Annotated in this window: 13 protein-coding genes and 1 pseudogene; 13 read left to right on the plus strand and 1 reads right to left on the minus strand. The window is 37.9% G+C overall.

From position 1 onward, the window contains the following. Positions 1–14 precede the first annotated feature (14 nt). The 12 genes and pseudogenes from BQ5321_RS23970 to BQ5321_RS05210 all read left to right on the plus strand — a co-directional run bounded on the left by BQ5321_RS23970 (position 15) and on the right by BQ5321_RS05210 (position 12,358). The gene (locus BQ5321_RS23970) at positions 15–2,621 is read left to right on the plus strand and encodes a flagellin N-terminal helical domain-containing protein (protein ID WP_234978357.1); all 2,607 of its coding nucleotides are present in this window, start codon (positions 15–17) and stop codon (positions 2,619–2,621) included. 127 nt (positions 2,622–2,748) lie between these two features. Beyond that, complete coding sequence (locus BQ5321_RS05165) at positions 2,749–3,186, plus strand: YaaR family protein (protein ID WP_071393504.1); 438 nt, start codon at positions 2,749–2,751, stop codon at positions 3,184–3,186. A gap of 149 nt (positions 3,187–3,335) precedes the next feature. Continuing rightward, entirely contained in the window at positions 3,336–3,608 is a 273-nt protein-coding gene (flgM, locus tag BQ5321_RS05170) for a flagellar biosynthesis anti-sigma factor FlgM (protein ID WP_071393505.1), read from the plus strand. Positions 3,609–3,627: 19 nt separating this feature from the next. Then, positions 3,628–4,122 carry a flagellar protein FlgN gene (locus BQ5321_RS05175; RefSeq protein WP_071393506.1) on the plus strand — a complete coding sequence of 165 codons (495 nt, stop codon included), beginning with the start codon at positions 3,628–3,630 and terminating at the stop codon, positions 4,120–4,122. Positions 4,123–4,137: 15 nt separating this feature from the next. Beyond that, a complete protein-coding gene (flgK, locus tag BQ5321_RS05180) occupies positions 4,138–5,775 on the plus strand; it encodes a flagellar hook-associated protein FlgK (RefSeq protein WP_071393507.1) in 1,638 nt (545 codons plus the stop codon). Between the two features lie 15 nt (positions 5,776–5,790). Then, positions 5,791–6,930, plus strand: a complete 1,140-nt coding sequence (gene flgL / locus BQ5321_RS05185; protein ID WP_071393508.1) for a flagellar hook-associated protein FlgL — start codon at positions 5,791–5,793, stop codon at positions 6,928–6,930. A gap of 93 nt (positions 6,931–7,023) precedes the next feature. After that, positions 7,024–7,470, plus strand: coding sequence for a flagellar assembly protein FliW (gene fliW, locus BQ5321_RS05190; RefSeq protein ID WP_071396780.1), 447 nt, complete (start codon positions 7,024–7,026; stop codon positions 7,468–7,470). A 7-nt stretch (positions 7,471–7,477) separates the two neighbouring features. After that, positions 7,478–7,717 (plus strand): carbon storage regulator CsrA, encoded by a 240-nt coding sequence (csrA, locus tag BQ5321_RS05195; RefSeq protein WP_071393509.1) that lies wholly within the window; start codon positions 7,478–7,480, stop codon positions 7,715–7,717. 143 nt (positions 7,718–7,860) lie between these two features. Continuing rightward, positions 7,861–8,685 carry a flagellin N-terminal helical domain-containing protein gene (locus tag BQ5321_RS05200; protein WP_071393510.1) on the plus strand — a complete coding sequence of 275 codons (825 nt, stop codon included), beginning with the start codon at positions 7,861–7,863 and terminating at the stop codon, positions 8,683–8,685. A 397-nt stretch (positions 8,686–9,082) separates the two neighbouring features. Continuing rightward, positions 9,083–11,617 (plus strand): YheC/YheD family protein, encoded by a 2,535-nt coding sequence (locus tag BQ5321_RS05205; RefSeq protein ID WP_071393511.1) that lies wholly within the window; start codon positions 9,083–9,085, stop codon positions 11,615–11,617. Positions 11,618–11,806: 189 nt separating this feature from the next. Next, positions 11,807–11,920 (plus strand): annotated as a pseudogene (locus tag BQ5321_RS24610) (flagellin); the annotation flags it as partial. Positions 11,921–12,004: 84 nt separating this feature from the next. Beyond that, a complete protein-coding gene (locus BQ5321_RS05210; RefSeq protein WP_071393512.1) occupies positions 12,005–12,358 on the plus strand; it encodes a hypothetical protein in 354 nt (117 codons plus the stop codon). A 142-nt stretch (positions 12,359–12,500) separates the two neighbouring features. Here the strand turns inward: BQ5321_RS05210 and BQ5321_RS05215 are convergent, their stop codons facing one another. After that, complete coding sequence (locus tag BQ5321_RS05215; RefSeq protein ID WP_071393513.1) at positions 12,501–13,103, minus strand: site-specific integrase; 603 nt, start codon at positions 13,101–13,103, stop codon at positions 12,501–12,503. 327 nt (positions 13,104–13,430) lie between these two features. Here BQ5321_RS05215 and BQ5321_RS05220 point away from each other — a divergent pair, with 327 nt between their 5' ends. Further along, positions 13,431–13,709, plus strand: coding sequence for a hypothetical protein (locus tag BQ5321_RS05220; protein WP_071393514.1), 279 nt, complete (start codon positions 13,431–13,433; stop codon positions 13,707–13,709). Positions 13,710–13,723: the final 14 nt, after the last annotated feature.

Raw genomic sequence — 13,723 nt, forward strand, 5'->3', positions numbered from 1 at the left:
AGGAGCTACCACTCATGAAAATCAATCATAATATTCAAGCGTTAAACGCGTATCGTAACCTATATCAAAACCAAATGAATACATCAAAGAACCTCGAAAAACTATCATCAGGACTTCGTATCAACCGTGCAGCAGATGATGCAGCAGGTCTGGCGATTTCTGAAAAAATGCGTTCACAAATCACAGGATTGAAGCAGGCCGAGCGTAACTCATTGGACGGAATTTCACTTATGCAGACCGCAGAGGGAGCGATGACAGAAATTCACTCTATGCTCCAGCGGATGCGCGAATTAGCCGTGCAAGCTTCAAATGATACAAATACAACATCTGACCGTCAAGCGATCCAGCTAGAGGTTGACCAATTAAACCTTGAAATTGACAGCATTGCAGCAAAAACAGAATTCAATACACGTAAATTATTGGATGGCTCAAGTGCAGCTGATACTCAGTATATTGTAGGGGAAATGGAAAAAACGAACATTACTCAAGTTCCTAGAGTAATTGATGCATCACTTGAAACAGGACGCTATGAAATTGGTGTAATGAACGAGCCTACTTTAACCTATAAACTTAATCAACCAGGTGCTGGAGTTAGTAGAGCTGATGTAATTAAAATTGAAACAGATGCCATATTCAGAGCAGACGAAGCAGCAAAAACAAACTTTACATCTGCTCCAACAATTGTTGATAAGCAGTTACAAATGGAAGACGCATCCTATCAAGTTAGAGTTGACGATAAAACATATACTCCAACTCTAATTAATGAAACCGCTGGTTTTACACCTGCAAATGTTACGAACTTCTCTATTTCGAATTCAGATACTTCAACCTTAGCGGCAGGCAGCTATACAGTTGAGGTCTCAGTAAATTCTACTGATAATAGTAAATATGATGTAAGAGTATCAGGTCCTGGTGGATACGATAAATCTCTAACTGGAGTAGCCCTTGCTAATGAACTAACATTTGGTACAGGTACGGAGGAAATCAAAATTGCTGGTGGAACGTTATCTAGCGAGGGTTCTGCTACGATTGATGTTGCATTAAATAAGACTTTTACACCTAGCTCTACATCTGGGAATATTTCAGATGCTAGCGGGTTCCAAATTTCTAACCCAAATACTACAACTTTAACTGCAGGTGATTATACAATTGATGTAGCTCCTAATGCCGGTGGAGGTTATGATGTAACAATAACAGGAGCAGGTGGTGCTTTTACTGATACGAAGACTGGTGTAGACATTACAACAGATTTAACATTCGGAACGGGAACAACAGAAATTACTATTGCTGCGGGAACAATTACGGGTGATGGAAATGCAACTGTTGCAGTTGCACTAGCACAAACCTACACACCATCATTACCAGCTAACACAGGAATCACAGCTGATAAGCTGTCTGTCTTTAAACCTGAATCATCAGAACTGACTGCCGGAGAGTATACAATTAATGTGACAAACGGTGCTACTCCAGGATCATATGACATTTCAGTAACAGGTCCAGACGATTATAATGTGGTAATTACTAATGCCAACCCAGCAAGTGAAATAAAGATTGGACCCGATAATCAGCAAATCGTAATTGCAGCTGGTACAATTAATTCAGCAGGTTCTGCAAAAATAAATATTGCGGCTACAGCTGATATCTCATTAGAAAAGTTAGATAAATCTGATGGTCAATATAAACAAGTTGGCTCTGCTTTTAACGATGTAGCATTAACTAATGGTAAGGTTCAACTCTCAGGCTTTGAAGTTGACTTAAATAAGGGCTTAATTGAAGGTACAAGCAAATTCGACATTACAGCCAGTGATTTAGCGCTTGGCGAATACACCATCGTAGTGTCAGATTATCAATTAAACAGTGATGGCAAAAAGAGTGCGACCATTGAAGTATTTGATCCGACTGGTTCCTCAATCGGGCAATTAGCCTCTTATATTGGTGAAGGCGGCGAGGAGCAGACGATTGGCAGCAGTAATGGAAAGCAAGTAAAAATCGATACTTCATTAATTACCCAAGCTGGTACAGCGAAGGTGCAAATTGAAAATAAACTAATGGTTTCAGTTTCTAAAGTGAAGACGGACGAAGATGGAAATCAAATTGGCGATCCAACACCAATTACATTCCAAAAAGAAATCACAACGGTTAACGGTAAAATCCAGCACGGCGGACTTGAATTGACATTCGGTGCAAGCGCTCGTCAAGGTGCTTCTCAATTTGATTTAACGAACAAAGCCTTAAGCTTCCAAATTGGCGCAAACAAGGACCAAGCTGTATTCATCGACGTTCCTGAGTTAAGTACAGTGAAGCTAGGCATTGACGGAATTAATGTGATGAGTCAAGATGGTGCCAACGATGCCATCTTCCGCATCGACCAAGCAATCACGGAAATCTCTGCAACACGTTCCAAGCTCGGCGCTACGCAAAACCGTCTAGAGCACACAATTAACAACCTACAAGTAACAAGCGAAAACCTAACATCAGCAGAATCACGTATAAGAGATGCCGACATGGCCCTTGAAATGACAGAGTTCACGAAGAACAATATCCTGAACCAGTCAGCTCAAGCGATGCTTTCACAGGCAAATCAATTACCACAAGGAATTCTGCAGCTATTACAACGTTAATTTATAAAGAAGGGAGAGAGCCGCATAGCTCCTCTCTTTTCTTTTGAAATTATGATAAAATAACAATCACAATGGATAGAAACAGGGTGTAATCCTTTACGATAAATCTCAAAAGGCGGGAAACAACATGGATGTTCAGAAGGTTGGGAAGGTTGGGCTTGATCAAATCAGGAGCAAGCAGGATATTCCCACTGAAAGCATTTCATTTCAAGAGGTCATGGCCAAGGGTCGGACCAATATTGTATACGAAAAATTAACCAAGCTTGTTCATGAAATCGAGGACCAAGGAAAGGTACTGGCTGAAAAGCGGACGGTCGACCATCTTCGTAAATATAAAAAGCTAGTCAAGGAATTTATGGATGAAGCAGTGCAAAATGGGCTGCAGCTCGAGGAGCAGCGGGGCTTTAACCGCCGCGGTCGGACAAAAATCTATAAAATCGTGAAAGAAGTCGACAGTGCTCTGATTGATTTAACGAATACTGTCCTTGATAAGGAGCGTTCAAGCCTTGATATCCTGAAAAAAGTCGGAGAAATTAAAGGCATGCTGATTAATATGTATACCTAAAGTACTGCTTTTCAAAAAGTGGTACTTTTTTTCCGTATCCTCTAAAAAGCTGCGGCAAAATGCCGATATATATAACAAGAATACAGAATCTACACGTATATAGCAGATAAATATAAATAATGGGGAATGAATAAAGAGAGGTGAATCAGATGAAAATCAATAACTTCAGACCGATGAACGTGAACCCGTATAACAAGCAAATGGATAAAGTAGGCAAGCTGCAAGCACAGGGAGCAGGTCAAAAGGATAAAATCGAAATCTCTAAAGAAGCGTTAGAAATGCAGATAACCAACCAATATGATGTGGAAAGACAGCAAAAGGTGGATGAATTAAAAAATAAAATTGAGTCCGGTGAATATAAAGTCAATCCTCGTGAGCTTGCGAGCAAAATGTATTCCTACTGGGATGACCTGAAAAATTAGCAGAGGCTGGTGAACTCCTTTGTCAGCAAACCATATCATCACATCATTAGAGCAGCTACTAGCGCTACACGAAGAGCTCTTCGCGATGGCTAAAAGGAAGACCGACATCATCAAAGCCGGAAATGTAGACGAGCTTAGAACGATGACAAACGAGGAACGGAAATTTACTAAAACCATTAACGAGACACAAAAGGCATTATTGAGCTACAGTAGGCTGTTTCTTTTAAAAAATGCTCTTTCAAAAGAAACACCATCATTACGAGATTGCCTGCCATTTTTCAAGCAACAGGAAAAAGAGCGTGTTACAAACCTACAGGCAAGACTAGTGGAGCAGGTTACCGAAATTCAACAGCAAAATGACTTAAACCAGCAGCTCTTAGAGCAATCACTAGCGTTTGTAAATATGTCACTGGACTTGTTAAAGCCAGACCATGATTCCTATAACTACGAGCGGCCGAATCATCAGCAACCACAGACACAGCTTGGCCGCTCTCTTTTTGATTCCAATGCATAACGGAGGTATAAACAAATGCGTTCGACGTTTCACGGTTTAGAAACTGCTAGAAGGGCGATGGCCGCACAGCAGGCGGCCTTAATGACAACGGGTCATAATATTGCCAATGCGAATACACCAGGCTATACAAGACAGCGGGTCAACCTTCAGACCTCTGAGCCTTATCCTGCTGCTAGTCTCAACCGCCCGCAAATCCCTGGGCAGGTAGGAACCGGTGTCATGGTTGGCGATGTTCAAAGAATAAGAGATTCATTTGTTGATATGCAGCTTCGCGGGGAAACAAGTAAGCTTGGCTATTGGGAAGCACGTTCACAGCAGCTGTCACAAATGGAATCGATTATGAATGAGCCTTCCGAAACAGGGCTTTCCAATGTGATTGACCAATTCTGGAATTCTTTACAGGAGTTAGCTGCCCAGCCGCAAAATAACGGGGCAAGACGAGTCGTAAGACAGCGGGGAATTGAGGTAGCCGAAACCTTTAACTATTTATCAGGCTCGCTTCAGGCGGTGCAGAAAAACTACCGAAATGAGATTAATATAAATGAACAAAATGTCAATTCCCTCCTTCGGCAAATTAACCAGTTGAACGAGCAGATTGGGGAAGTCGAGCCGCACGGCTTGGTGCCCAATGACTTATATGATGAACGAGATCGCTTGCTAGATAATCTGTCCACACTGGTGAATATTAAGGTTGAGCCGAAGTCGAGTGGTGGCCATTCGTCACCAAATGCAGAAGGACTGCTGAATGTTTATTTAGCCAATCCGCAAGGTGAGATTTTACTAGATAAAGAGAATAAGCCGATTCAATTAATAGATTCACAGTCACATAAAGCGGTTGGTTTCCATATCCAATATGAGGATCGAACAGAATTAGACAGCCCGGTGACGACAATTAAATTTTTAGAATTGGATGCGGAGTCAGGGTTTAAAGGGCTGACACAGATTGAAGCAGATGCGAAGACAGACCTTGAGTTTCAGATAACAGATGTCACCGAGTTTAATACAAACGGTAAGCTGCGCAGCTTTATGGAAGGCTACGGCTATAAGTCAAGTAGCGGTGACCTGGAAGGCCTCTTCAACCAAATGCTCGCTGATTTAGATCAAATGGCCTTTACCTTTGCGACCGAGTTTAATCGAGTTCATCGATCCGGCTGGAGTCCAATTGAAATTCGTGAGGGGGAAGATACTCAACAGGATTTCTTTTCCTTGCCTTCGGATGTCAAGGGAGCGGCTGGCAGCCTCAAGGTGGCGGCTGAAATTTTAGCGGATGTTGATCATATTGCCGCCGCGCAAAAGACGGTCGATGAGGTGGCGAATATTGGAAACGGGACAAACGCCCTTGCCTTGGCCAATGTAAAAAATACCGTCCTCGATTATGGTGGCAATTTAACGAATGTCCAAGCCTTTTACCAGGGGATGATTGGAACGCTTGGCGACAATGCGTCACAGGCTAATCGCATGACACAGGTTGCTGGTGTTCTGAAAGATACGCTCGAGCAGCAGCGGATGTCAGAAAGCTCGGTATCCCTTGATGAGGAAATGACCGACATGATTAAATTCCAGCATGCGTACAACGCGGCAGCCCGTAATATTACCCTAATTGATGAAATGCTTGATCGGGTCATCAATGGCCTGGGTACCGGAGGAAGATAAGGTAGGTGATGGAAGATGCGTGTAACACAAGGAATGCTAATCAATAATAATATCAAATATTTGAGTCAGAATTATAGCCGATTAACAAAGCTGAATGAACAAATGATGTCGGGTAAGAAAATTACCAAACCGTCGGATGACCCGGTGGTGGCGATGAATGGCATGCATTACCGCAGCCAGGTTGTGGAAGTGGAGCAGTTCAAGCGCAACTTAAATGAAGGCTTCAATTGGCTGGAAAATGCCGATTCCTCTTTGCATGAAGCCAGCCAGGCCCTGCAGCGGGTTCGCGATTTGACTGTACAGGCATCGAATGACAGCTATGATGCCGGAGCGAGAAAGAGTATTGCCGATGAAATTGCCAGTCTCCAGCAGCACCTTGCTGCTCTTGCGGATACAAAGGTCGGAGATACCTATATTTTCAGTGGAACGGATACAAGTGAGAGTCCGATCAATCTGAGTCAGATTGGTCTTGAATTTAGCAGCTTCAAGGATTTAGATGAAAAAAGAGGCTATGTTATCAGCTATCAGGGCCAAACCTTTAAGTATGATGGAACCGATGAATCAGGGAACACCTTTGTTTCTTTTTCAGGTGAAAAAATGGTCATCGACCCAGCGACAAGCAACATCACTTATCATTATAAAGAGACCCTTGAATATCGTGATGGAGAACAGGTGGACGTTACGAAAAAGCTGTCCGAGCAGGATATCGTCATTTCTCATGAGACTGCCGTTTCCATAAACGTGGAGGATGTGGAAATCGAAATTATGAAGGGCGTCAAAATGCCGATTAATATTCGCCCACAGGATGCCTTCCCGGTCGATTTGTTCAGCGGCTTAGAATCGCTGAAAAAGATGTTAAATAATCCTGGTACATCCGGTACAGAAATTAATAAATCACTCGAGGCGATTGACAAAATGCTTAATAATATCGTCTCGACCAGATCGGAGCTCGGTGCCCGAACCAACCGTGCCGAGCTCGTCCAAAGCCGTCTCATGGAGCAGGAGGTTATCGCGAAGAAAACGGTTTCCGAAAATGAAGACATTGATCTGGAAAAAGTCTATATCGACTTAACCATTGCCCAAAGTCTGCATCAAGCTTCATTAGCAGTCGGTGCAAAGCTAATTCAGCCAACATTAATGGATTATCTAAGATAGAAGAATTGAATCCCTATGGACATTGCTCTATAGGGATTTTTTAGAAGGAAATTCGTGAATACTATAAATATCACAGCAAAAGGATTGGATAAAATGAACATTCAAACGAAATATCATGGTGAAGTAACCGTCCATAAGGATGATATTCTTTATTTTGAAAAAGGAATCCCTGGTTTTCCAGAGGAAACGCAATTTGTGCTCCTTCCCTTAAGTGACGACGGCCTATTCCAGGTCCTACAATCAACCGTCGATGCAGAAATCGGCTTTCTCACAACAGACCCCTTCTTCTTCAAGCCGAATTATGATTTCCTCATCGAGGATTCGATTGTAGAAGCTCTCGGGATTGAACATGAAAAGGATGTCAAGGTATTGGTTATCCTCACGCCACAGGAGCCCTTCAACCAATCAACCGCCAACCTTCAGGCACCGGTAGTCATTAACATGGTCAACAATAAAGCGAGACAAGTAATCCTAAGCAACACAAACTATCTAACAAAGCATCCTCTCTTTACAGAGGAACCAGTCGCTGCAAAGGGGTGAACGAGGCATGCTCGTATTAACAAGGAAAAAAGGGCAAACAATTCGAATTGGTGATGAGATTGAAATAACCGTTGTGGCCACAGCGAATGATCAAGTGAAAATTGGGATACAAGCACCGAAGAATGTGGAGATATTGCGGCAGGAGTTGTTTGAAGAAATTCAAGCAGAGAACAAAGCGGCGACGACTTCAGCTTCTGTTGATAATCTGATAAGCAGTATAAAAAATTTTCCAAGTTTGAAAAAATAATTTCAGTAAAACATTAAACAGTTACTAGATTCCTCCGATATTAGTATTGTAAGAGGGAATAAAGGCGGCCGACTTTGTTCTCTCGTGCAAATACTTAATGGTTCACAGGGAAGTGAGCCGGATATTCAAGGAGGAAAATGGGAATGAGAATTAATCATAATATTGCGGCGTTGAATACTTATCGTCAGTTGGGTAGTGCTCAGGCTGGTCAAGCAAAATCAATGGAGAAATTATCTTCAGGACTTCGTATTAACAGTGCAGCAGATGATGCAGCAGGTCTAGCAATCTCTGAAAAAATGCGTGGGCAAATCCGTGGGTTAGAACAGGCATCTAAAAATGCTCAAGACGGTATATCATTAATTCAGACTGCTGAGGGAGCGTTAAATGAAACTCACGACATTCTTCAACGTATGCGTGAGTTGGCTGTTCAGTCTTCTAACGATACTAATACAGACGAAGACCGTGCTGAACTTCAAAAAGAAGTTGCTCAGTTGATTGAAGAAGTTGATAGAATTGGTAAAAATACACAATTCAATACTAAGGATATTTTAGCAGAAGATCAGTCTCTTGATATTAATATCGGTTCAAATGAAGGACAGGCTTTAACAATTGAATGGAAGGCTCAAACAAGTGAAGCTTTGGGTGAAGATGCTATTGATATTAGTGCTATTGATCTTTCTGATAAAGATGGTGCGCAATCTGGTATTAAGCTTTTAGATGAAGCTATCGCTTCAGTTTCTGCGTCACGTGCTCAAATGGGGGCGTATCAAAATCGTTTAGAGCACTCTATTAATAACTTGAATACTTCATCTGAAAACTTAACTGCAGCGGAATCTCGTATACGAGATGTTGATATGGCTAAAGAGATGATGGAACAGACAAAGAATTCTATTCTTGCACAGGCATCTCAAGCAATGTTAGCCCAAGCTAACCAACAGCCACAGGGAGTACTTCAGTTGTTACGTTAATTTTACTAGGATAAATTTTAAAGCTGACCAATTGATCGATAATTACGGACAATTAGGTCAGCTTTTCTTTTCAATAGTTAAGTGAAAATCAACCTTTTATAAAAGGTTAATATGGTTTTAATTCACCAACAACTTGCATTCTTAATCTAACAAGAAATATTAATCTGGATTTTTCAATATATTACCGCTTTATAACAACTTTCTAAATTATTTCTTATAAATATAAAAACTACTACTATACTTTAAACTCTAAAACCATACCATATGTATAGGTGAAATTAACCTGTTATATATATTTAAGTTTTTCCTCACTACCCAAATTTTTAATAAAGCCAGATTAGAGTATGATAATTCAGTAAGTTAGATAAATAGAAGATAAGGGGGAGTTTTATTAGCTATGTCATCAGATAAGCAACTTTTTCAATTAGTTAGAATCATGGATACAATGTTAGAAGCTATAGAACATTTTTCTGTTTTGGTAAAGGAAAGAAACTTCAATAAGTATGTATTTATCTTTAGTTCTATTGTAGATGGTTTTGGAGCTATTAAAAAGGGAATGAATTTATACAGTGAATTTGAAGGTCAAAAAGAAATTGAAGGTATTGAATATACTTTATATACTATTGCTAAGGATATGGAAATAGGGAATTCTATAAAAATGTCTGAATTAGTAAGGTTTTCATTAGTACCTCAAATACTCAAGTTAAAAAAAGGTTTGGAAAGAATTATTGATAATGGACCAAACAACCAAAAAGTAACGATAGGTGTTTATTTTTGTGAAAATAACCCTCTAAAAGTATATCCTAAAGAACGGATTAACTCTTTGATAAAAGAAGGAGAACGCCAAGGAGCTAATGTTCTATTTTTCTCTTCAAATGATATTGATTTTGAAAAAAGACAAGTTACAGCAGATACCTTTATAGATGGTAAATGGAAACGGATAAAATCTCCATTTCCAGATGTTATCAATAATATTGGAGTAAAGTCACGATCTCAACAATCTCGTAAAGAGAGAAAGTTAAGACAGGAAGTTCCTTTTACAAGCTTCGGAGTAGGGAATAAATTCTATTTGCCAAAAAAAATAGTTGAATCAAGAAAGTATGCCGATTTATTAGTACCTTTCAAAGTTGTTACTGATGAATCAATTATTCATAAATTTTTTATAGATAATAAGAGTGCTGTGTTTAAATCATTACTAGGTAATAGGGGAGAGAATATCTACTTCGTTAACAAAATAGGAAATCGTTATTTACTTATGGAGCATAAAAAGAAAAGGACTCTCAATCAGATGGAATTTGAAAAGTGGGTCTATGATATTATTTTAAAACAGAAAAATAGTTATATTGTGCAACAGTACATTCACTGCCGTACAAGAGATGGAGAACCTTATGATATACGAGCGCATGTACAGAAGGATGGTAACGGTAAGTGGACATTAACCAAAATATATCCACGTATAGGAAATAAAAAAAGTAATCTGAGTAATATTAGTCGTGGTGGAAGAACTGAGAGACTAGAAAACTTATTAGCCAAAGAATTTGGAAATAAAGGTAAGGAGTATGAAGAAAGGCTTAAAAATTTGGCCATGGACTTGACATGGCATCTTGATAAATTACATGGACTAGCATTGAATGAACTTGGATTAGATCTAGCCATTGATGAGAATGGATGTTTATGGCTCCATGAAGTAAACAATGGTCCTCAATCTACTTATCATGAAGATGAAAGAGCGATTAATACTATTGCATATGCTATCTATATTGCTAAAAATAGAATTTTTCACACAAATGAATTTGATAGGAAAATTAAGGTTAGAGGACAATTTGATGCAGAAAATACAGATTTACAATTTGCTAATTTAGATAATCGTATTCGTATCGGCATGCTAGCAAGTCAAAATGATATTAATGACTTAGCAGTTGCATGTGCTTATGTTGCTAATTATGAAAATGTGAATTTTTATTATTTTACATCTGAAGATATTGATTATGATGAGATGTTAATAAGAGGATATTTTTATGAAAACAAAGAATGGGTTCCCAAAATTGTAGAGTATCCTGATGTTATATATGATCGATTAAGATTGAGAGGTATTAAAGGATATAATATTGTATATGAAGAATTAGAAGGAATTCCATTTACAAATGAATTTTTTGGGAATTCAATTAGTAAATTAGATGTTTATGATAGGCTAAAATCAACAGGGAAGATTGACGATGTAATAATTCCATATCAAAAAGTTAATAGGGTAAAAGACATCTTTAATTATATTGGAAAGTATGGAAAAATTATTCTGAAACCGGAAATCGGTTCATTTGCAAATGGTGTTCATTTTATAGAAAGGAATAAAACCGATGATTACTTCGTAGCAATTGGTGAACGAGAATACCATTATAGCGAGCTGCAACTTAATCAGTATTTAAGGGATTTAATGAGAAAAAGTGTCTTTATAGTTCAAAAATATATTGAGACTCGGACAAAAGAAGGAAAGCCTTTTGATATTAGGGTGCATATGATGAAAGATGGTAATGGTAATTGGTCATTTGTTAATAATTATCCAAGAATTGGTATACACCATGCTGTTATATCTAGCACTGGCAATGGAGGCTATATTGGGGGAATTGTAGGATTTTTAAAGAGAAACTTTTCAGAAGAAAGAGGTAAAGAAATAATAAATGAAATAGAAACAACTGCGTTAAAAGTTGCTTCTACTTTTGAAGGGTTTTATGAAAAAAATTTAAGTGAGATGGGTTTAGATATAGCAATTGGTAAAGATATGAAACCTTATATTATTGAGGTTAATGTAAATAAACCTGGAATAGTATATTATGAGTTTGAAGTCGCAAAACATGCAATCCCTTATGCAATATATTTAGCTAATAATGAAAAGACTAAATTACTAGATAGTGAAAAATCTGTAGTACTTCTGTAAAATTGGTTGAGATTTAAAAGGAAAAAGTCGGAGGAATTAGGTTAAACCGTCTAAGGCGAAAGCTATGACGATGAATCCATAGGTGAAACAATGACCATCAGCATTGTGAATCCGAAGCGCCCGCCCCCTACTAGATTGCTAGAGGGTGAAGATATAGTCTAGTCACTTGTGAAAACAAATGTTCGCACGATGGCGAAAGAAATGATGGAACAAACGAAGAATTCGATTCTTTCTCAAGCATCACAAGCAATGTTGGCTCAAGCTAACCAATTACCACAAGGAGTATTACAACTTCTTCGTTAATTTTATATTATTTTCCAAGAGGCTCTAGTTTTGCTAGGGTCTCTTTTTCCCATTAGGGGAATGATAATAATTAGGGGTGAGTAAATGAATTATTTATTAGAAATCAACAAAAGACCTTACCGAAATGAAGATCATTTGGCTTTTATGATTTATAAACTAGAGCAACAGGATATGGGTGGATTTTTGTCTAATTATAAAATAATAAAACACTTTGAAAGATTAGGACCGTTGGAGAGAAATAAAGAAGGTAACTTCGTAAAGCTAATTGACCTCAACGAAAATGAATATAAAATATATTTTGGTTTTGATGTCGATCTAACTAATCAAATAATTAACTGGGCAGACTCAATTAATAAAATTGGAATACCCTACGAACATCAATTAGAGGAGTTTATAACTCTAATTACCAATTCTGAAAAGTTCAAAAGGTTATCATAGTAATCGTTTCGAGATCTTTCTAAAAAAGAAAAAGTCACAGTGACGCCCCGAAAATTCTTAGAAGGTGCCTGTGGTTGACCCCCTTATAATGGACATATAGTATAGATAGAAACACGACATACCTACATTTCAGGGGGACAACTTAAGAAAAAGTCACAGTGACGCCCCGAAAAATATCCCGGATGTTACTGCACGCATCATGGACTAGTTGTACTTGTTCTCTTGTGAGTGTTAAGACGTCCCTTCGGGGCTCCTTCATCTTTAAGATGTTTTTATCAAGGGGTTTTCCCATTGAAATATGATGTAAAAACGGTTTGAATGACCGGTAATTTCCAATCATTTGTTTCTTTGTTTTTTCAGATAGATCTTTTTCATAATGCTCAATTCTCATCAAGTAATCATAGAAACCTTGAACACAAGTTAATATGGTATTTACAGTACGCTCTGATCTCTTTGCTCTGGTTTGGGTAAGCTGAATAACTTTAATAGATTGATATGGATTCCTTAACCAAGATATAAATTCCGCCAATAAATCAAGATCAACTTCTTCGTATCCTCTTTCTTTTTCTTTTAAATACTGAAAGTATAATTTCAAATGACGACAGTATGATTTTAATGTGTTTTCAGCCTTCCCTGTGTTATCAAGATATTTTAGGTATTTGGTTACGGGTACTACTGGATTATTATTTTCATCAATAAGCATATAACGCCTTTTGCCATCAATTAAAACCTCTTGAACTTTCATAAAACATCACCTCCAGACTAAATAATGATGTATTTATGAAAGTGTTTCTATAAAAACTATGAATACTATAATTTCTTACTGTAAATAAGCATTATTTTAAGATACAAAAAAGAAGTAGTACTTAACTTTAAAAACGTTAAATACTACTTCTTTTTATACTGTAGATAAGGGGGCTATAACGGAACAGCAGAGATCGTCAGAATGGCAGTCTTTTTTAATAGAGGAGTAGGTTATTTAAAAATCGGAAAATTTTGATGGATGTTATTATGTTAAAATAATTTTATTGTTTGTGAAAATGTTTTCAAAAATAGAATGTGGAGTGGTTATATGAAAACGATAATAAATCGAATAGCACTTGGAGTGGTTTTACTAATTGTAGCTTTATTTTCATTCGATAAAAATTATTTAGGACACTGGTATATAGGAACGATCTCTTTTGTTTCTTTCGTTTTAGTCATTAATTACATCGGTACATTAGAGAGAAAAACTGAAATTGATAAAAAAACAAAAATAATAGGATGGATTTGTTTTTTTACAACTGCAATTATAGGATTAGTGTTCGTCCTTTCAAATCCTGAAATTTTTAATACATATGGTATTGAATAAACAATAACGGATTT

It is taken from the genome of Bacillus tuaregi (assembly GCF_900104575.1).
Classification (GTDB): Bacteria; Bacillota; Bacilli; order Bacillales; family Cytobacillaceae; genus Bacillus_BD; species Bacillus_BD tuaregi.